This window comes from Campylobacter aviculae (assembly GCF_005406215.1).
Classification (GTDB): Bacteria; Campylobacterota; Campylobacteria; order Campylobacterales; family Campylobacteraceae; genus Campylobacter_D; species Campylobacter_D aviculae.
Genome location: NZ_NXMA01000005.1, coordinates 56,257 through 76,947, shown reverse-complemented (window position 1 = coordinate 76,947; position 20,691 = coordinate 56,257). Strand labels below are relative to the sequence as shown.

18 protein-coding genes are annotated in these 20,691 nt (G+C 29.2%); 9 read left to right on the top strand and 9 right to left on the bottom strand.

What is annotated here, in order from left to right; all coding sequences use genetic code 11:
- Positions 1-7 precede the first annotated feature (7 nt).
- On the top strand, positions 8-316 hold the full coding sequence (locus CQA76_RS03870; RefSeq protein ID WP_137622136.1) for a hypothetical protein: 309 nt from the start codon (positions 8-10) through the stop codon (positions 314-316).
- Here CQA76_RS03870 and CQA76_RS03865 read toward each other — a convergent pair.
- Together CQA76_RS03865 and CQA76_RS03860 are read right to left on the bottom strand one after the other, a co-directional pair.
- Positions 276-1,898, bottom strand: coding sequence for an ATP-binding protein (locus tag CQA76_RS03865; protein ID WP_137622135.1), 1,623 nt, complete (start codon positions 1,896-1,898; stop codon positions 276-278). The two genes, CQA76_RS03870 and CQA76_RS03865, sit on opposite strands and share 41 nt — an antisense overlap.
- Complete coding sequence (locus tag CQA76_RS03860; protein ID WP_137622134.1) at positions 1,883-2,575, bottom strand: response regulator transcription factor; 693 nt, start codon at positions 2,573-2,575, stop codon at positions 1,883-1,885. The genes CQA76_RS03865 and CQA76_RS03860 overlap by 16 nt, the downstream gene beginning before the upstream one ends.
- Positions 2,576-2,681: 106 nt before the next feature.
- On the opposite strand from CQA76_RS03860, the gene dsrO reads away from it, so the two are divergent.
- From dsrO to CQA76_RS03845, 3 genes are read left to right on the top strand one after another with little or no spacing between them, the layout of a single operon-like run.
- Positions 2,682-3,443, top strand: coding sequence for a sulfate reduction electron transfer complex DsrMKJOP subunit DsrO (dsrO, locus tag CQA76_RS03855; RefSeq protein WP_137622133.1), 762 nt, complete (start codon positions 2,682-2,684; stop codon positions 3,441-3,443).
- 1 nt (position 3,444) lies between these two features.
- Positions 3,445-4,506: an NrfD/PsrC family molybdoenzyme membrane anchor subunit gene (gene nrfD / locus CQA76_RS03850; RefSeq protein WP_137622132.1), complete on the top strand. Its 1,062-nt coding sequence runs from the start codon at positions 3,445-3,447 to the stop codon at positions 4,504-4,506.
- A 4-nt stretch (positions 4,507-4,510) separates the two neighbouring features.
- Positions 4,511-7,522 carry a molybdopterin-dependent oxidoreductase gene (locus tag CQA76_RS03845; protein ID WP_137622131.1) on the top strand — a complete coding sequence of 1,004 codons (3,012 nt, stop codon included), beginning with the start codon at positions 4,511-4,513 and terminating at the stop codon, positions 7,520-7,522.
- Positions 7,523-7,556: 34 nt separating this feature from the next.
- Here the strand turns inward: CQA76_RS03845 and CQA76_RS03840 are convergent, their stop codons facing one another.
- Genes CQA76_RS03840 through murJ form a run of 7 tightly spaced genes read right to left on the bottom strand, consistent with a single transcriptional unit; the run spans position 7,557 to position 16,143 of the window.
- Complete coding sequence (locus tag CQA76_RS03840; RefSeq protein ID WP_137622130.1) at positions 7,557-8,336, bottom strand: enoyl-ACP reductase; 780 nt, start codon at positions 8,334-8,336, stop codon at positions 7,557-7,559.
- Positions 8,336-9,232: a 4-hydroxy-tetrahydrodipicolinate synthase gene (gene dapA, locus CQA76_RS03835; protein ID WP_137622129.1), complete on the bottom strand. Its 897-nt coding sequence runs from the start codon at positions 9,230-9,232 to the stop codon at positions 8,336-8,338. The genes CQA76_RS03840 and dapA overlap by 1 nt, the downstream gene beginning before the upstream one ends.
- A 1-nt stretch (position 9,233) precedes the next feature.
- Positions 9,234-10,475, bottom strand: coding sequence for a M16 family metallopeptidase (locus CQA76_RS03830; protein ID WP_137622128.1), 1,242 nt, complete (start codon positions 10,473-10,475; stop codon positions 9,234-9,236).
- Positions 10,472-11,521, bottom strand: a complete 1,050-nt coding sequence (locus CQA76_RS03825; protein WP_137622127.1) for a quinone-dependent dihydroorotate dehydrogenase — start codon at positions 11,519-11,521, stop codon at positions 10,472-10,474. Before CQA76_RS03825 ends, CQA76_RS03830 begins: the two co-directional genes overlap by 4 nt.
- Before the next feature lie 53 nt (positions 11,522-11,574).
- On the bottom strand, positions 11,575-13,311 hold the full coding sequence (locus tag CQA76_RS03820; RefSeq protein ID WP_137622126.1) for an ABC transporter ATP-binding protein: 1,737 nt from the start codon (positions 13,309-13,311) through the stop codon (positions 11,575-11,577).
- Positions 13,304-14,692 (bottom strand): cysteine--tRNA ligase, encoded by a 1,389-nt coding sequence (gene cysS, locus CQA76_RS03815; RefSeq protein ID WP_137622125.1) that lies wholly within the window; start codon positions 14,690-14,692, stop codon positions 13,304-13,306. The genes CQA76_RS03820 and cysS overlap by 8 nt, the downstream gene beginning before the upstream one ends.
- Positions 14,692-16,143 carry a murein biosynthesis integral membrane protein MurJ gene (gene murJ / locus CQA76_RS03810; protein ID WP_137622124.1) on the bottom strand — a complete coding sequence of 484 codons (1,452 nt, stop codon included), beginning with the start codon at positions 16,141-16,143 and terminating at the stop codon, positions 14,692-14,694. The genes cysS and murJ overlap by 1 nt, the downstream gene beginning before the upstream one ends.
- Before the next feature lie 106 nt (positions 16,144-16,249).
- Here murJ and CQA76_RS03805 point away from each other — a divergent pair, with 106 nt between their 5' ends.
- The 5 genes from CQA76_RS03805 to CQA76_RS03785 are packed head-to-tail and all read left to right on the top strand — an operon-like array spanning position 16,250 to position 20,691.
- Positions 16,250-18,112, top strand: coding sequence for a flagellar assembly protein A (locus CQA76_RS03805; protein WP_137622123.1), 1,863 nt, complete (start codon positions 16,250-16,252; stop codon positions 18,110-18,112).
- Complete coding sequence (gene ruvA / locus CQA76_RS03800; protein WP_137622122.1) at positions 18,088-18,639, top strand: Holliday junction branch migration protein RuvA; 552 nt, start codon at positions 18,088-18,090, stop codon at positions 18,637-18,639. Before CQA76_RS03805 ends, ruvA begins: the two co-directional genes overlap by 25 nt.
- A gap of 12 nt (positions 18,640-18,651) precedes the next feature.
- Positions 18,652-19,692: a D-alanine--D-alanine ligase gene (locus CQA76_RS03795; protein ID WP_137622121.1), complete on the top strand. Its 1,041-nt coding sequence runs from the start codon at positions 18,652-18,654 to the stop codon at positions 19,690-19,692.
- 59 nt (positions 19,693-19,751) lie between these two features.
- Complete coding sequence (locus CQA76_RS03790; RefSeq protein WP_137622120.1) at positions 19,752-19,967, top strand: type II toxin-antitoxin system Phd/YefM family antitoxin; 216 nt, start codon at positions 19,752-19,754, stop codon at positions 19,965-19,967.
- Between the two features lies 1 nt (position 19,968).
- Positions 19,969-20,691 (top strand): alpha/beta fold hydrolase, encoded by a 723-nt coding sequence (locus CQA76_RS03785; RefSeq protein ID WP_137622119.1) that lies wholly within the window; start codon positions 19,969-19,971, stop codon positions 20,689-20,691.

The window sequence follows — 20,691 nt, the reverse complement described above, 5'->3', positions numbered from 1 at the left end:
TAGAGTTTTGGATAGTTTAGATTTATTTTTGGTCTATTTTTTTATATTTTTAAATATTTTTGCACTTTTAGGTTTATTTTTCGGAACTAATAAAAAAAATCAATTTAACGAAAAAAAATTTTATAAAATTTGTCCTTGTAAAAGAATGGCCGAAAATGGCTCTTTAAGCACAATTTGTATGTATAGTGCAGTAGGAGGTTTTTTTTATAGTGTGCTTTCAATTGGACTTATAGGTTTTGGAAACTTGGCTTTGGATTTAATTTTCATTCTTACACTTACAACTGCATTTTTAGGTTGGAAGTTAAAGCTAGACTGATTATAAATTCTGCCCCATTATTTTTATTATTCGCATATAAATTGCCTTTAAAATTTTTCTCGATAATTACTTTACTCATATATAAACCTATACCTGTTCCTATATTGGCATGTTTGCTGCTAATATAAGGTTCAAAAATTTTTTCTATAGGTGAGATGGTAATACCTCCTCCATTATCTTTTATTTTAATAATAATGCTTTGATTTTTCCTGATGAGTGATATTTTTATACAAGGATTTTCTATCTTTCGTTCTATTAAAATATCTTTAGCATTACAAAGTATATTTAAAATAGCTTGAGAAAATTGAGTTTGAAATCCATAAAATTCTATTTTTTCTGAAAAATCTTTTTCAACTTTTATTGAGTGTTCCTTAAGAGAAGATTCCAATAATTTTAAGGTCTTATCTAAAGTTTCTTCTATATAGAAAATTGTTTTGGAGGCATTAGGCTTAAAAAAATTTCTAAAATCATCTATAGTTTTTGACATATAAGATATTAAATTCTCGGCACTTTTTTCTTGTTTCTTAAAATTTTCATAATCTAATTTTTTTAACTCTATCATTAAACCTAAATGGGTAATGATTGCACTGAGTTCAGTTAAAGGTTGTCTCCATTGATGTGCAATATTTCCTATCATTTCACCCATGCTAGCCAAACGACTTTGATGCATCAACATTCTTTCTTGTTCTCTTCTTTTTTTAAGTTCTGTTTGAATCTCTTGCTCTAAATTCGCATTCAAATGCCTTAAAGAATTTTCACTCACTTCCAACCTTTTAATTAACACTTTAAAACCATAATGTAAAATTAATAAAATAATTAAAATTAAAAATAAAGACAACATTAAAGCTTCATAGAAAGATTTTTTTATAATATTTTCTTGTTTGGTAATATCTTGATAAAAAATCATTTTTGCCTGTTTAGCGTCTGTATTAAATAAGGTAAAAGAATGAAGTATAAAGGTTTGTTCACCTTTTGTTGTTAAATTTCCATCTTGATACTCTCCATCAAAAACGATACTTCCTTTTAGTTCCGAAAAATCTTGTATTTCTTTCAAAAAATATTCTGCTGATAAGCAAAATTCAATCCATCCGAGCAATTTACTTTTTTCATAAAAAGGAGTTAGTATATGATAGGTTAAAATATTTTGATCAAGAAAAAAATACTCATTTTTTGCATTTTTTGGATTTAAAGATTGATTTTTTGTTCCTAAGAAAGTTAAAAGTTGCCCTTTATCATTAAAAAATTTCATACTAAGCAAAAAAGGATTTTCCTCTTTTAAGACTTTAAATCTTGAATGAGTTAATTTTTTTATTTTTTCTATGTCTTGATTTTTTATATAGCTTTTTATATTGTCAGATTCTAAATTTGCTTTTGCTCTACTTGTATAAAATTCCTTAGTGCGTTTTAAAGTTGTAGTATAAATATTTGCGATTTCATCTTTAAATTCTTCTTTTGATAGATTGATTAAATTTCTTATATCGATCTGCCTTAAAAAACTAAATACTATGCAAGTTAAGATAAACAAGGTTATAACCAAAACCATTGTCTTTGTCTTGGTTGAAAATTTTAAATACAAACGCATTTATAACCTACACCAAATACATTTTCTATAGTTTTACTAGGAACTTTTTTTCTTAATTCTTTAATGACGGCTTTTAAGGCATTTTTATGATCTTCAGTATCATTATAAAGCAAGATTTCTAACTCACTAAAACTAACAACTCTATTCTTATTTCTCAAAAGGTATTCAAAAACTTGTTTTTCTTTTTTTGTAAGAATAAAAGTTTGTTCATTATAAAAGATACTGGATTTTAAAGGTTCATAAAAAACATTGTCTTGTAGTATTATTTTATAATCATCAGTATATTCATACATCCATTTAGCTATACTTTTAAGTGTATTTATGAAGTCATCTTTAGTAAAAGGCTTGATTAAAAATTTACAAATATTAAGATCAATGGCTTTTAAAAAATATTCTTGTTCGCTATAGGCACTCACAATTACAATAGGAGTTTTTTTATATGTAGTTCTTAATTCTTTTAAAACTTCAAGTCCATTTAGCTTTGGTATGCAAATATCCATGAAGATTACATCGGGATTTTTTTCATAAAATAAATTTAAAGCTTCTTCTCCGTCTCTTGCCTCATAAACATTTTTAAAAAATAAAGCCAAATTCGCACTTAAAGATTTTCTTACCCCTTCTTCATCTTCAACATTTAAAACACTTAAATTACTAAATAAGGCTAAAATTTCTTCCATATATTATTATAATTAATTTTTTGTTAATTAGCAAAATCTCCCTATTTTCTCTCTTTATTTTTTTACAATCATTATGTTTAAAACTTAATATCTTAAGGATATATCTATGAATAAAAGACGTTTTTTTCTTAAGCAAGGTGCTGCTTTGGCTTTATTTTCTAGTGCAAAGGCTTTTAATTTAAAAAATCCTAGTAGAAATGCAGACAATCCCGAAGCTTTAGGTCAAAAAGATAAAAAATTTGCAATGCTTGTTGATCTTAGAAAATGCGTAGGATGTCACGCTTGTACTGCAAGTTGCAAGGTTGAAAATCAAGTTCCTAAAGATCAATTTAGAACTAATGTTGCTGAATTTGAAATAGGAACTTTCCCCAATGTCAGAAAAGCTTTTTTGCCACAGCTTTGCAATCATTGCGAAAATCCACCCTGTGTAAGCGTTTGTCCAACAGGTGCAACCTTTAAAAGATTAGATGGTATTGTTGTTGTTGACAGTCAAACATGTTGGGGATGTGGATACTGTGTTAATGCCTGTCCTTATGATAAAAGATTTATCAATTCTCAAACTAAAGTAGTGGATAAATGCACTTTTTGCGCTCATAGGCTTGATGTGGGATTACTTCCAGCTTGTGTTGAAACTTGTGTTGGAGGTGCAAGAATTATCGGGGATTTAAATGATAAAAATTCTTCAATTTCTAAATTATTAACTCAATTTCCAAGCTCTGTTTTAAAACAAAAAAGTGGAACCAAACCTCAAGTTTTTTACATAGGTTTAAACGGAGAATTATCAGACAATGTAGTTTCAATGGATGATTTAGATGATACGTTAAAGTCAAAAAATGAAAAATTAACATGGCAAAGCAAAGGAGTTTAGTATGGATTTAAGTGTTATTCACTCATTAGTAAGCATTACCCCTGAAAGACCTTGGGGCTTAAATATAGCTAATTATTTGTTTTTGACAGGTATTTCGGCGGCTAATTTTATTTTTGCTAGTTTATATTTTATTTTTAAACAAAAAAACTTCAAAAGCACTACTTTCTTAGCTCTAATAATTGCTTTTATTTTTTTAATGGTAGCCCCCTTAAATTTGATCGATGATTTAACTCAACCTGGAAGAATAGTCAATGTCTTTTTATACGGATGGGAAAATTTCTTTACCAGTCCTATGAAATGGGGAGTTTTGTTATTGATTTTTTTCTTTTTTGCTATCTTTTTAGAACTTTATCTTAGCTACCAAGTAGTTTTTAATCAAAATTTAAAATATCAAAAATCACTTTTTTATTGCAGCATTTTAGGTTTTGTTTTGGCCTTAGGTATAGAATTTTATACCGCTTATTTAATTGCTATTCTAACTTCTTTTATATTTTTACATACTTCAATAATGCCCATTTTATTTCTAATCTCTGCTTTAGTAAGTGGAAGCGGAACGCTAATCTTAATAACTTGGCTTTATGTGAAATTTTTTGCAAAAGAAAAATTAGACTTTAGCTTATTCACCACTCTTTCTAAATTTCTAGCTTGTTTTGCTTTATTGGATCTTATCTTAAGAATTTTCTGGTTTAGCTTTTTATTAGTCTTTAATACAGACGATAGATTTGTAGCGCAAATTTTTTTCCAAAAAGAAGGATTTTTTATCGTTTTCATAGACATGGGATTTTGTCTTCTTTTGCCTTTAATCATAGGTTTTTCAAAATTAAACCAAAAACTACCTTTTGTAATTTTAGCAGGATGTTTGGGCGTGCTTGGAAGTTTAATGTTTAGATATACCCTAGTGATCAAGGGTCAATCTTTTCCAAAAACCACACTTTCTTTTTTAGAATATCACATAGATTTTTCAAATCTTATAGGCATAATTTGCAATTATGGACTTTTAATCGCACTTTTTTGCCTTGCTTTAGCATTTTTTAATAAAAATATATTGATAAAAGGAAAATAAAACAATGAAAAGAAGAAAATTTTTAATCGGATCAGGATTAAGCATTGGTGCAATTTCGGCACTTGGATATTCTGATACTTTAAAACATGCATTGACTTTTTCAGATAAAGGAGTTAAAGCAAAAAATACTATCTATGCAAACGCACAAGAATGTGAAGTATCCTTGGATAAAAATGGAATTAAATTTAATGATAAATTTAGCATCATGCCAAGTGTTTGCAATGGTTGCGTAACCTTTTGTTCTGTGCGTGCTAAAATCGATAAAAAAAGCCAAAAAGTACTTAGAGTAAGTGGAAATCCTTATAGTTTGCTTTCAAGCGATCCTTATCTTGATATGAATACACCTTTAAAAGAAAGTTTTATCGCTTTATCAAATCATAATGAAAATGGCTTAAATATGCGTTCTACATGTTGCGTTAGGGGTAATTTTATCCATCATAAACTTGATGATGAATTTAGGATCACAAAACCTTTAAAAAGAGTAGGAAAACGTGGAGAAAATAAATGGAAAAGTATCAGCATCGAAGAATTGATCTCTGAAATTGTAAATGGCGGGGATTTATTTAACGAAGGACATGTTGAAGGGCTTAAAACATTTTGCGATACAAAAACTTTAATCGATGAAAAAAATCCAGATTATGGTCCTTTGGCAAATAAATTATGTATTTTAGGCACAGGCGATGAAGGAAGGCAAAATTTTATCACTCACAGATTTGCTCAAAGTTTTGGAACGATAAATTATTTAGGACATACTGCAATCTGTGGTCTTTCTATGCGTGCGGGCGAGGCTGCTTATTTGGATGATTTTCAAAAATATCCCCATTTAAAACCTGATTTTGAACACTGTAAATTTCTTCTTAATATAGCAACCGCACCCGCACAAGCTGGAAATCCTTTTAAAAGACAAGCGCATTTACTTGCAAAAGCTAGAAGTGAAGGGGAAATGAAATACGTCACTATAACTCCAAATTTAACCAACGCCGATACCTTTGCAGTGGAAAATAAATCAAGATGGATACCTATAAAACCAGGGAGTGATCTTGCTTTTGTCATGGGGATGTTAAGAGTGATTATAGAAAACAAACTTTATAATCTTTCTTATTTAAAAATTCCAAGTTTAAAATCTCAAATAGCTCTTAATGATGTTAGTTTTACTAACGCAACTCATCTTGTCTTGCAAGATGAAACAAACTATGGTACTTTTTTAAGAGATGAAAAGAATCAAATTTTAGTTCTTGAAAATGGCATTCTTAAAAATGCTGATGAAGTTAAACAAGCTGATCTTGAATTTAGTGGAAGTGTAGAATACAAAGGTCAAATGTATCAAGTAAAAACTAGCTTTGAAATTTTAAAAGAAAATGTTTTTGAGTATAGCTTGGAAGAATATGCACAAAAATGTGAAATTGAACCAAATATTATCGCTGATTTAGCAAAAGAATTCACTTCGTATGGTAGAGCTGTGGCGACTGATTGCCATGGAGGAACCATGCATACAACGGGATTTTATACCGCTTATGCGATCATGATGCTAGGAAGTATGGTGGGAAATTTAAACCATAAAGGAGGTATGAGTATAGGAGGTGGAAAATTCAATAGTTTTAATGGAAAAATGTATAATCTTTTAGCCTACGAAGGTAAAAAGAAACCTTATGGAACAAGGATAGATCGTGCAAGAAAAGCCTATGAAACAAGTACAGAATTTCAAGAAAAAATCAAAAACAATCAAAATCCATATCCTGCCAAAGATCAATGGTATCCACTAAGCAATGCTTTAGAGAATGAAGTTTTAACAAGCAGTGCCAATGCTTATCCATATAAACTTGGCGCCTTAATAACTTGGGGAACTAGTCTCGTTTATGGGCAAAATTTAAATTCAAAAACTATTGAACTTTTAAAAGATCCTAAAAAATCAATTCCATTATTTATAGCCATAGATCCTTTTATCAATGAAACAAGTTTATATGCTGATTATATTGTTCCTGATAGTGTGCTTTTTGAAACTTGGGGAGTGTTGTCTCCTTGGGCTGGATATATCACAAAAACAACCCATTTAAGATTTCCTATTGTCCAAAGTCCAAATGAAAAATTTAAAAACGGCCAAAGTATATGTATGGATAGTTTTTTAATTGAACTCGGAAAAGCTTTAAATTTACCTTCTTTTGGAAAAGATGCCATTAAAGATAAAGATGGAAATTATTATCCTTTAGATAAGCCTGAAGATTTTTATTTAAGAGCTTTTTTAAACGTTGCATTAGATACTCAAAATCCTGTAAATGATATCAGTGATGAAGAGTTTAAAATAAGCGGTTTGCAAAAATATGAGAAAATCTTAAAAGAAATTTGCAAAGATCATTGGAGAAAAGTAGCTTTCATAATGAGTCGCGGAGGAAGATTTTCGAGCAAAGAGAGTGCTTATAAGGATAATGCTTTAAGCAATTCTTATAAAAAAGCTATTGCAATTTATAATGAAAAACTGGCAACAACTAAAAATGCACTCAGTGGAGAAAGACACAGTGGAACTATAAAATATTATGATGCAAGATACGCCAATGGAGAAAAAATTATCAAAAAAGAAGGTTTTGATCTTTTGGCATTTAATTATAAATCCAATGTTTTCTCTTCTTATTCTGCTACTCTTGAGTCCTTAAAAGAGATCAAATATAGCACCTATATAGATATTAATTCACAAAGTGCAAAAAAATACAATATCAAAAATGACGATAAAGTAAAATTAAGCACCTATGAAACTTCAATTATAGGTTATGCAAGAGTGAAAGAAGGCATTCATCCATGTGCAATTGGCTTAGAACACGGAGGCGGAAGGGATGCAGAAGGAGCAAAAGATCTTAGTATAGATGAAAAAACACTTAAAGCAAAAATCAGACGAAAAACTGGAATTGCTTATAGTCAGTTAGGCTTAAGAGATATTACTAGACCAAATAGTCCTAATTTGGGTGATTTTGTTATAGGATCTAATGCAAGACAAGCATTTATGGTAAAAATAGAAAAGATTTAACCTTTATCATCTTGAATATTCAAGATGATAAATTTTATTTAAATGTAGTTCCACCATCCACGATGAAAGTATGTCCAGTTACCCAACTTGCTTTTGAAGAGCAAAGAAAAAGACAAGCGCCAGCTAAATCTTCAGGCTGCCCCATACGATTAAGCGGACTTAAATCAATAGTAGCTTGTTTAACTTCCTCATAATTTGTAAAAGCTCTCAAAGCATCCGTTTCAATAGGACCACCACTGACAACATTCACACGGATATTTTTTTCTCCAAGTTCAGTGGCTGCATATCTTGCCATAGCTTCTACTGCTGCTTTTGCTGTTCCATGGCCTGCATAATTTTCTATATAAACCAAATTTCCAGTAGAAGAAATAGAAATAATACTTCCTCCCCCTACTTTTTCCATTCTCTTAGCGGCTTCTTGGGCACCAACGACAAAAGCATTAACTGTTGCAGTAAAGATATTATTAATTCCCTTAGGTTTTAATTTCATAAATTTAGTATATCCGCCAACTACCGCACGACCTGAAATGATCGCATTTGAAATGAAATAATCTATGCGTTCAAAATCTTGATCAATTTTTTCAAAAAGTTCTTTATAAGTTTCTGGTTCTAAGATATTAAATTCATAAGCTTTTGCTTTAATTTTATAGTTTGTTTCTAAATCTTTTATCATTTCTTCTGCAATTTGTGCATTAGAATTATATGTAAAAGCTATATTTGCACCTGCTTTAGCAAATTCATATACAATAGCTTTGCCAATTCCACGCGTTCCACCACTAATCACTAAAGTTTTTCCTTGAAATTCTTGATTCATTAAAATCCTTTAATATTATATTGCTTCATCACTTCTTGTATTTTAGCATAGTTTTCTTTACTAGGAGGACAAAGTGGGAGTCTAAATTCTAAATTTTCTATCAATCCGGCTATATGCATCGCTGTTTTTATAGGGATTGGATTGCTTTCGCAAAATAAAATTTTATTAATATTATAAAGTTCATCATTGATTTGTTTTGCTTCTTTGTAATTTTCCTCCAAAGCCCTATGTGTTAGCATACTGATTCTATCGGGTAATAAATTTGAGGTTACTGAAATCACTCCCTTTCCACCATTTGAAAGTATAGGATAATTAATCGCATCTTCGCCACTGATTAAAACCATCTTAGGTTCATGCGCAAGCAAATCCACGCACTTGTCGATACTTCCACTTGCTTCTTTAATTCCATAAATATTTTCACAAGTTCTAAAAAGATCAATAGCAGTTTCTGTAGCAATATCACAACCTGTTCTTCCTGGAACATTATATAAAAGAACAGGAATATCCACACTCATTGCAATTGCTTTATAATGTTCATAAAGTCCTTTTTGAGTTGGTTTGTTATAATACGGAGCCACGCTTAAAATTCCATCGGCTCCACAATCTCTTGCAAATTGCGCCAAATCGACAGCTTCGTGCGTCGCATTACTTCCAGCCCCTGCTAAAACTTTAACTTTTGTATTTTTACAAACTTCTACTGCAATTTCAATACAAGCCTTATGTTCATCATGGGTTAAAGTCGCACTTTCTCCAGTCGTACCCACGGGCACTACGGCATTAATTCCATTATCAATTTGTCTTTGAATAAGTTTTGCATAGCATTGCTCATCGATTTTATTATTTTTAAATGGGGTAACAAGTGCTGTCATCGCCCCAATGATGGCATTTTTATCCATTTTAATCCTTTCTTAAAATCAAAGTTGTGGAATTTTCTTCACCAAAATATTTTTTAGCACATTTTTGCAAATCCAATAAAGTCAGTTTTTCTATTTTTTCTTCATAATTTAATAAAGGTTTTAAATCCCCTCTTGCCAAATAAGAACCATAAATATTAGAAACCGCGCTTGCTGTATCAAGTGAAAAAATAAAATCACTTTTTATATTATTTTTAATTTTTTGTAAATCTTTTTCTGTAAATTTTCCTTTTTTGATTTGCTCTAAAATTTTCCAAAGTTCCTTTTCAACCTCTTCAGCTTTAATCCCTACATTACAATTACAAATAAAAATAAATAAATTTTCATCAATGCAATCATTAGCAAAGGCGTAAAAATCATTGATTAAATGAAGTTTATCTATTAAAATTTCATTTATAATGGAACTTTTTCCACTTCCTAAGAGTTCTGATAAGGCATTTAAAGCTGGAATATCCTTGTGTTTAAAATTTGGAATTTTAAATGCTATGCCAAGTATTTGAGTTTGAGTTTCTTTTTTAATAATAATTCTTTTTGCGCCATCTTGCTTAGGTTCTTGTGTGTGAATTTTTGGGATAGTTTTTGTATTTTTAATATTTTCAAAATGCTTTTTAGAAAGATCAAAAACTTCTTGATACTCTATATCTCCACTAACAAGCAAAATAGCATTTTTAGGTTGATAATACACACTATGAAAATCTCTAATATCTTCAATAGTCCAATTTTCTATATCTTTATAAAATCCTATTGGAGTCCAATGGTAAGGATGATACATAAAAGCATGATTGAAAAGTCTAAAATACAAATAACCAAGTGGATTGTTATCCGTTCTCCATCTACGCTCTTCTAAAACAACCTTTCTTTCAGGCTGAAATTCTTCATCTTTTAAATTTAAATTAGCCATTAATTCAGCAAAAAGCCCTAAAGCTTTATCCAAATTTTTTTTAGCGCATTTTATGTAATAATGTGTATAATCAAAGCCTGTACTTGCATTATCCAAACCCCCAAAGCTTTTAACGATTTCATCAAATTCGCCGGCTTTAAGGTTTTTTGTACTCTTGAAATTTAAATGTTCAAGCATATGGGCAATTCCACTTTTACCCATGATCTCATTTCTTGATCCCACTTTATAAAAGATATCAACACTGATCACATCGCTATTTTTATTTACAGGAAAAGCATAAACTTCAAGTTTATTTTTTAAACGAATTTTTTCAAAAGCAATCATTTAAGATTAACTCCTACGGCTTCGCTAATATGCATAAATCCATCTTGTCTTAATAAAGAAATCAATTCTTCATTGATATTTTTCACTATACTTGGACCTTTAAAGATTAAAGCAGTATAAATTTGAATCAAATTAGCCCCATTTTTTATACGTTCATACGCTTCTTTTCCGCTATCAATACCCCCACAAGAAATTAAAAGAGTATGCGAAAAAAGTTCTTTAGCTAATTCTTTAAAGAAAAAGCTATTTTTTTCTTGTATTAATTTGCCGCTAATTCCTCCGAAAGTCCTTCCATTATCAATCAAGGAATAATCAGTGCTTGTATTAGCAATTATAAAACCATCCGCACCTTTTTCTATAGCTTGCTGACAAAGAGCGATGGCTATAGGGATCTCTAAATCAGGTGCTATCTTTATGAAAATAGGTTTTGATGTGATTTGTTTTGCTTCAATCAGCAAACTAGTTAAAAACTCATCATTTTGCAAGGCTCTTAAATTTTTAGTATTTGGAGAAGAAACATTGATAGTAAAATAATCGCATAAATCTTTAAATTCTCTTAGTAAAATAAAATAATCCTCCAAGGCGTTTTCACTATCTTTATTCTTGCCTATGTTTGCACCTAAGGGTAAAACAAAAGGATAAACTTTTGAGACATGTGAACGAACTTCATAAGAACCTTTATTGTTAAAACCCATAGCATTTTGTATGCTTTCTTGTTTTACTAAGCGAAATACTCTTGGTTTTTCGTTTCCTTCTTGTGGCCTAGGAGTAAAAGTTCCGTATTCTAAAAAGCCAAAACCCAAAGCACTTAAAGGCTTAACCATAGTTCCATTTTTATCAAAACCACCTGCTATACCTACTGGAGAATTAAAATCAAGTCCTAATAAATTTTGTTTCAAGCTTGCATCATTGATGACAAATTTTTTAGCCATCAAACCCAACGCACTTGGAAAAATAGCACTAAGACCCCTTAAAGAGTGTTCTACTAAATAATGAGCAGACTCCGGTTCAAGTTTAAAAAGCAAAGGCTTTATTTGTTCATACATTTCTTTTTTCCTTGAGAAAATATAAATATAAATTTTAACCAAATTAAATAAAGTTAAGCTTTCATTTCCTTTTCTTTATTTTTAAATTTACGATAAAGCTCGCAAGTTTTTAAAAGTTCTTCGTCTTTTCCGATGGCTAAAACTTTTCCCTGATCAATAATGACGATTTTATCAGCATTTTCAACTGTGCTTAATCGATGTGCAATCATTAAGATTAATCTTTCTTTTTTAAGATTTTCTATGGTTTGCATTACGGCTCTTTCGCTTTCATTATCAAGTGCCGATGTTGCTTCATCAAAAATTAATAAATCAGGATTTTTATACAAAGCTCTAGCGATAGCGATACGTTGTTTTTGCCCTCCGCTTAAATTTTTTCCATGCTCTTTTATTTCAGCATAAATTCCGCCCATTGATTCTACAAATTCATAAGCATTGGCAAGTTTTAAGGCTTCAACCACTCTTTTTTCATCTAAATTTTCGCTATAGGCTACATTCTCGGCAAAACTATCATTAAAAAGATAAATATTTTGAGTTACAAGCCCGATTTTATCTCTTAAGCTTTCAATATTAAAATGACTGATGTCTAAATCATTGAATAAAATTTCACCCTCTTTTTTTTCATAAAAATACATCAAAAGATTAATGATAGAAGATTTTCCACCACCACTTGTGCCCACAAGTGCAAGTATTTCTCCTTTACTGAAGTTAAAATCAATACCATTTAAAACATTTCTAGGAGAATTGTCGTATGCAAATTTCACTTTTTCAAATTTTATATTTTCTATATTTTTTAACTTTTTATCCCCGCCTTTGATTTTAGGTTCTAAATCCAACAAATAAAAAGTTCGTTCACTAGCTGCTACAGCTCCTTGAATACTCCCATATAAGCTCGAAAGTCTTTTTATAGGTGTATAAGCCCAAAAAAGCGCTGAAATAAAAGAAAAAAAGCTTCCAACACTCATATTTCCTCTAATCACCTCATGGCCACCAACTATGATAACAACAGCAACCCCAATAGATCCTATAATTTCCATCATAGGACTTGTCAAAGATCCAATTCTTGCACTTTTTAAAATAACCTTGCAAAAAGATTCATTTTCTTTATCGAATTTTTCCTTCTCTTTATTTTGTGCATTATTGGCTTTTACTAATTCTATATTTGAAAAGATTTCTCCCAAACGAGATAAAAGATCAGAGTTTTTTTCTTGAATATTTCTTGCATAAAGTTTGAGTTTTTTAACAAGATAAAATAAAGGAATAATAGCAATCGGTAAAACAATTAAAGCAAAAAAAGCTAATTTTGGACTTTGGATCACAACCACACCTAAAAGTCCTATGGCGGTAATTAATTGAGTTAAGAAATCTGGAATAATATTAGAAACAATGCTTTGTAAAGCACCTATGTCGTTGGTACAACGACTTATTAGCTCACCGCTTCTATGTTGCTTAAAAAAATCCATATCCAAACGCAAAATATTTTTTAAAACCTTAGAACGCAAAACTCTTAACATATCTGTACCAATATAAGAGATATAGTAAGTTTGCAAATAAGAACCTGCATTTTTAAGAAAATAAACCAAAACAAATAAAAAAGGAACAAAATAAAGCATTGTCTCTTTTTTTTCTATAAAAATTTGATCTAAAATAGGCTTTATCATATAGGCAGTTGCTGAAGTACCGCCACTTGTCAAAAGTATGCCAATGCCGACAATAAAAAATTGCTTCCAATATTTTTTATAAAAAGGCTTAAAACGGATTAAAACATCCTTTAAGGTCATTTCTTTATGCATTTTCATACTCCCAAATTGTTCCATTTGGTGTATCTTGCAAAAGGATACCTTCGTTAGCTAAAGCCTCTCTTATCTCATCAGCTTTTTTAAAATCTTTTTCTTTTTTTGCTTCATTTCTTTTTGAAATTTCATTTTCAATAAAAGCCTTTTTATCCTCGCTCACACCCCACTGAAAATATTTCTTTGTATCCATAAAACCAAAACCAAAAATTTTAGCTAATTCACCCAAAGAATCTTTAATGTTTTGTTTTAAAATCTTATTTTTATTTTCTTTGTCTAATTGTAAATTAGCGTTATTAATAAAATCATCTAAGCAAGCTAAAGCTTTAGAAATATTTAAATCATCGCTTAAAATTTCTAAAACTTGCTTAGAAATTTCGCTTTTTATCTCTATATTTTTTAAAATGTCAAAATCCAAAATATCGCCTATATCTAGCCTTTTTTTAAGACGATAAAACTTATCAAGACGTTTTTTAGCAGCATATAAATCTTCTAAAGAATAATTAAAATGCACCCTATAATGTGAATTTAAAAGATAAAATCTTAACACTTCTCCCATAAAATTCTTAAGTGCATCTTTTAAAAAAAAGCTATTATTAAGACTTTTGCTCATTTTTTCATCATTGATTTTAACAAAGCCATTGTGAAGCCATATTTTTGCTAAAGATCTTTCACAGCCACAGCGACATTGCGCGGATTCATTTTCATGATGAGGAAAAAGCAAATCAATCCCACCCGCATGAATATCAAGCGTATCTTTAAAAATAGAATCAATCATAGCCACACATTCTGTGTGCCAACCTGGACGACCTTTACCAAATTTGCTTTCATAAAAATTTTCATCGAATTTCCAAAGGACAAAATCACTTTCATTTTTTTTCTTGATATTATTACTAAGACGGGAAATATTTTCATCTAAACCACGTTTAGAAAGACTTAGATAATCTTTATCTTTGCTTGTATCAAAATACAAACCATCCTCTAAAGCATAAACAAAACCTTTTTCTTCTAATCTTGAAATCAAATCAATCATTTCCTCGATAAAATGAGTCGCCCTAGGCTTTAAATTAGGATCTAAGACATTTAATCTTTTCATATCCTCTTCGTAGCTTTGTATATAAAATCCCGTTAATTCCTCGATACTTTTCCCACTTTCGGATACTTTCTTTAAAATTTTATCATCAATGTCTGTATAATTTCGAACAAAATTGACTTCACAACCTTGTGCGATTAAAACCCTACGTAACAAATCAAAGCAAACACTACTTCTAGCATGCCCTAAATGCGCATCATCATAAACAGTAGGACCGCATAAATAAATATTGATTTTTTTTTGATCTAAATGAATTTTTTCTTTTTTAACACTATCCATTAATTTCATCAAATTATCCCCTTAAATCCCATATAAATCCAAATAAACATATTTAAAATATAAGGCTTTGTTAAATAAAGTATTGCGGTAAAAATTATTAAAGCAATTATAATTAAAAAGCAAAATTTAAATGATATTAAACCAAAAAATTTCTTAAAACCAAATTCTTTAATATTAGCTCCAAGCAAATAAAAAGCACTTAAAGAACTCGAAAAAGCTACCCCTATAACTTTTAAATTTTCATCTTGAATAAAATATATAAAAGCAATCGAACATAAAAGACTTATAAATAAAGCCTTAAAAGCTATAAAAGCTGCAGTTTTTTGTTTGAATTTAGCATAAAGCCATAATGAAAGAAGCTTTTGCAAACCAAATGGAAGAAGTCCTATGAGATAAGCTATTAAAACATAAGCGGTTGCAATGCTATCTGAATGGGTAAAATTTCCTCTTTGAAACAAAAGCTGACAAATTTCTAAAGAATAAACAGAACCTACAATACTTGAAACAAGCAATAAAATACTTAAAAATATCATCGCTCTTTGCATGAATTTTAAAGCTAAATTTTCTTGGTTACTTTTTAAATGCTTTAAAATTTTAGGAAAAGAAACTTGAGTTAAGGCTATGGCAAAAAGTGCTAAAGGAAGTTGAAAAACCCGATTAGCATAATACAAATAAGAAATACTTCCGCTGATTAAAAAACTCGCTATTGTAGTATCCAAAAGAGAGCTGATTTGAGTTGCGGAAGAACCTAAAACTCCATGAAAAAAATTTCCATAAAATGATTTCATTTTTGTTTTAGCTTTTTTTAACCTTATGCTTAATATCATTGCTTTAATAACGGGATTATTTTTTAAGATAATTAAATGCAAAATCAATTGTGCTACACCACTTAAAACCGTTGCATAAGAAAAATAATAAAGCGTTTTTAAAGGTTCATTTTTATCAACAAAAAATGCAGCAATCACTATACTTAGATTAAATAAAGCAGCGCTAAATGAAGTGATAAAAAATTTTTGCTTATAATTTAAAATTGCACCAAAAAAAGTAACTAAAAAAATAAAAAATAAATACCAAAAATTAATCGCCACTAAAGGAGAGGCGATGTTTATAGTTTCTTGATTGAAACCAAAAGCAAAAATTTTAGTAAAAAAAGAAGAAAAAAAACTCACCAAAAGGCAAAATAATAATACAATTAAACTAAATTGCATCATTACATTGATACAAAATGCTCCCTTTTTTCTTGCCTTTACAAAATTAGGCAAAAAACTTTGCCCAAAAGCCCCTTCTGCAAAAATTCTTCTAAAAAAAGCGGGCATTTTTAAAGCCACAAAAAAAATATCGCTATAAAGTCCAGCACCTAAAAAAAGAGCGATTAAAATATCCCTAGCTAAACCTAAAACGCGAGAACATAAAATTCCTAAAGCATTGATAATAAAATTTTTAAATACTAAATTTTTCATTGTAAATTTTTGCAATTTTTCAAATTATAGAAGTTTATTTTAACTAAAATTGATTAAAAATTGACTATAATTTACTTTTTAAAGATTAAAATTTTAAAGGAAAAACTTGACATTAGATGAAAAAATAATTTCCTATACTGAAAATCCAACTCAAGAATTGTTAGAGGTTTCTTCAAGGACTAGTATTAATTCAAACGAGCTTGATTTTAACCTCTTAGCTTTTTCAACTCAATATTGTTTTAGTGATAACAAATGGGAGAAAATTTCTGAAAAAGATTTAAATTTTTTTGAAAAAGATGAAGTATTTTTAAGAAATGATCTGCAAATTAAACAAGAATATAAAATAGAAATTTTTCACAATAACACAAATCAAGATAATTTCTCTAAAGCAATAAAACTCGTAGCTAATAAAAACCTTACAAAAATTGTCGCACAAATTGATTTTAGCATTTTGGAATATCACGAAAAATTAGCCTTAGAGCTTTTGCAAAATATCTACAAAAAAATGCTTAAACTTAAATTTTTAATAGGAATTCGTATATTTGATTTTAAAAAAGAGCTCATTGCTATTTGCAACCAGCATAAAAAAAATCCCTTAAATAAGACCATACAACTTGTTGTAACAAAAGGAATCGATCCTGAACAAAGTCAAGATGAAAAATTAATTTTACTCTATAAAGAAAAAACAACAAATTATACTACCGATGAAAAAAGATCGGGTATTATAGCCGTAGATGAAAATGAAGTCGTATTAAGACATGCCAAATTTAAACAAGGAAAAGAAGGAAAAAATCTCAATTTACATACTTTAAAAGTTTTAAGTGCTAATGAAAATAAGGTCCAATTTACTTGCTCTCCGGCATTTAAAGCTGTAGATCAAGAAAATTTTACAGATTATATTGCTTTAAAAAAAGGTTTTGTGATTCAAGATGGAGATCGTTTTGATATTGGTAATTTTCTTGAATTTAGAGGGGTTGATTTTAAAAATATAGGTATCATACGCGCTGGACTTGATAAGGATATTAAAATTGATATTAAATTTGTTTCAGATATGCAAGATGCCGTTAATTCAGGTGTTGGAATAGAGTGCGAAGAACTCAATATAGCTGGAAATGTAGGTAGTAATACTCATTTAAAAGCAACAAAAATGAAAATCGAGGGTATAACCCACTCCAAAGCCCAAATTTATGCAAAAGAAGGTTATATTAAAACTCATAGGGGATTTGCAGAGGGTGAAAAATTGAGTGTAGATTTACTCGAAGGCGGAACAATTAAGGCTAAAGAAGTAAAAATCAAAAAAAGCTTAGGCGGTACAATACAAGCAGATAAAATTTACATAGAAAATTTGGAAAATAATAATACTTGTGTATTTTACGATTGCGCTGTTGTTGAATATATGAAAGGTCAAAATAATAAATTTAATATAAAAGTTAAAACACTAGACAAAGATTATGATAAAGAATTTTTGCAAATTAAAGAAAGAATATCTACACTAAATCACAAAATTAGCAAATTAAAACATTTTATTTCATCAAGCAAAAATGGGGTCTTAAATATAGAAAAAAAAGTTGCAGAACTAAAAAATCAAGGTAAAAATATACCTCCTCAATATGAAAAAATTTTAAAAGAATTTTCTTTACAGAATAATGAATTTAATAAACTGCAAAACGAAGAAAAAGAAGTTTTAGAACTTAAGAAGAAGTTACACTCGGAACTATTGGTGCTTGAAAAAACATTATTTGATGCAAAATTTATTAATAAAAATGGAAAATGGAGCGAAATGAATGAAATTAGATTTTCACTCATAGAACCAAAAAAAGATATTTTCTATTCTTCTTTTACCAATGAAAGTGCAAAATTTATAGGACTTGAAAAAAGAGTAGAAAACAACCAAGAATTAATAGAAATTCGCAAAAAACTAGATTACGATCAAAAGGACATAGAATGGTTGTCGCCATCGAAGGAATAATCACTCAAAAAGAACCTACCTTTATTGTTGTAAAATGCACTAGCGGCATAAGTTATGGAATTTTTATATCGCTTTTTTGTTCAACCAAACTTCAAATCAATGAAAAATGTGAGCTTTTGATCACACAAATTATCAAAGAAGACTCCAATAAATTTTATGGTTTTTTAGATAAAAATGAACAAAAAATGTTCGAAATGCTTTTAAAGGTAAATGGCATAGGTGCAACCACTGCTATGGCAGTATGTTCGAGCTTGGATGTCAATTCTTTTTATCAAGCTTTAAATTTAAGTGATGAAAGTTCTTTGAAAAAAGTTCCAGGGATTGGGGCAAAAACCGCAAAAAGAATTATAATAGAATTAAGCGATCATAAAAAAAGTCTTGATAATATAAGCAATGAAAAAAGCGAGGCACTCGCAGCACTACTTTCCTTAGGTTTTAAACAGGATAAAATTTTAAATATTCTACATAGTTGTACAGCGTCAAATACTAGTGAGCTTGTAAAAGAAGCGCTTAAAAAATTAGTATAAGGAGAAAAATTGATGAATTTCGCAATACTTTTTGGAGGAAATTCTTATGAACACGAAATCAGTATAGTCAGTGCTGTAGTTTTAAAAAAAATACTTAAAACAAATCTAGTATTTATATTTTGTGATGAAGAAAGAAAATTTTATCTCATTCCTAGCGAAGAAATGAATTCAAAAACTTTCAGCACACAAGCTTATAAAAAACAAAAAGAATTAATTTTAAAGCACAAAGGGTTTTATGTTAAAAATTTTATCGGCGAAAGCAAGATTGATATAGATTGTGTGATTAATCTTATCCATGGCAGAGACGGAGAAGATGGAAAAATAGCTTCTTTGATGGAATTTTTTGACATTAATTTTATAGGTCCAAGACTTGAAGCGAGTGTATTATCTTTTAACAAAGAATTTACCAAACTTTATGCAAAAAATGTAGGTATTAAAACTCTTGATTATTCTATGCTTAGAAAAAATTGTAATGACAATTTTATCCCAAATTTTCCTTGCATTTTAAAACCTTCAAGATTAGGCAGTAGTATAGGCATAAGTATAGTAAAAAATGAAAAAGAATTTGAATACGCTAAAGACGTGGCCTTTGAATTTGATACAGATATCGTTATAGAAGAATTTAAAAGCGGCATTAAAGAGTACAATCTTGCTGGCTGTATGATTGGAGATGAGTTTATTTTTTCCACTATCGAAGAACCGAAGAAAAAAGAATTTCTAGATTTTGATCAAAAATATCTTAGTTTTTCCGGAAATAATGAACTCATTGAAGCCGATCTAAACGATACGTTAAAAACGAAACTTAAAGACAATTTTAAAAAAATCTATAACCCTTTATTTAAAGGGGCTTTAATACGATGTGATTTTTTTATTTTAAATGATGAAGTATATCTTAATGAAATCAATCCAAACCCTGGATCATTGGCTAACTATCTTTTTAAAGACTTTAACACTATTTTAAAAAAACTCGCTAAAAATGTTAAAAACGAAAACAAAATTAAAATAAATTATAATTTTCTTCATTCAATAAATGGACAAAAGGGTAAATTATAAACTTTTAAGTCAAAATACGTTAAATTATACATAAAATTTAACGTATTTGGAAAATCTTTATGCTTTCTTTTAAACAAGATGAAATTTATACAGCTACTGAAGTGGTTCGTAATTTTAGTCCTATTATGGAAAAACTTAAAAAAAGCGAGAGTGGAAAAATTGTAATTTTAAAAAATAACAAATTCGAAGCTGTGATGCTCAGTATGGTAGAATTCGAACGTTTGCAAAACGCTATGCAGCTCTTAGAAAATATTTACAAAAATCAAAAGGCCTAAAATGGCAATGACACAGATCAATTATAAAGATAATGTTTATAACTTAAGTTACGAAATTATAAACAATAATCAAAAAACAACTTTGCTTATTTTACATGGCTGGGGAGCTGATAAAGAATTGATGAAACAAGCTTTTAGTAAAGAATTGCACGATTTTTGTCATCTATATCTTGATTTGCCCGGCTTTGGAAAATCAAGCGTGGCTAAAGCCTTAAAAAGTAGTGATTATGTAAATATAATTAAGGAATTTTTAAAAGAAAAAAAAATAGATATTGATATATTTTTAGGCCATTCTTTTGGAGGTAAGATTGCTGCTTTGCTTGCTTTAGAATTTAAAAATTCAAAATTAATCTTACTCTCCAATTCCGGAATTCTTGCTCCAAAATCTTTAAAAGTGCGTTTTAAAATCATTCTATTTAAATTTTTTAAAAAAATTGGTTTAGGTAAATTTTATCGCTATTTTGCAAGTCAAGATGGTGCAAATTTAAGCCCTTTGATGTATCAAACTTTTAAAAATGTAGTGGATGAGGACTTAAGTGCTTGTTTTTCTAAAATAAAAGTAAAAACTCGTATTTTTTGGGGCATCAGTGATAAAGCCACTCCTTTAAAAAGCGGAGAAATAATGCATTATTTAATTAAAAATAGCGAATTTTATCCCTTAGAGGGAGATCATTTTTTCTTTTTAAAACATGCTGCTTTTATCGCTGAAAAAATTAAAGGATGA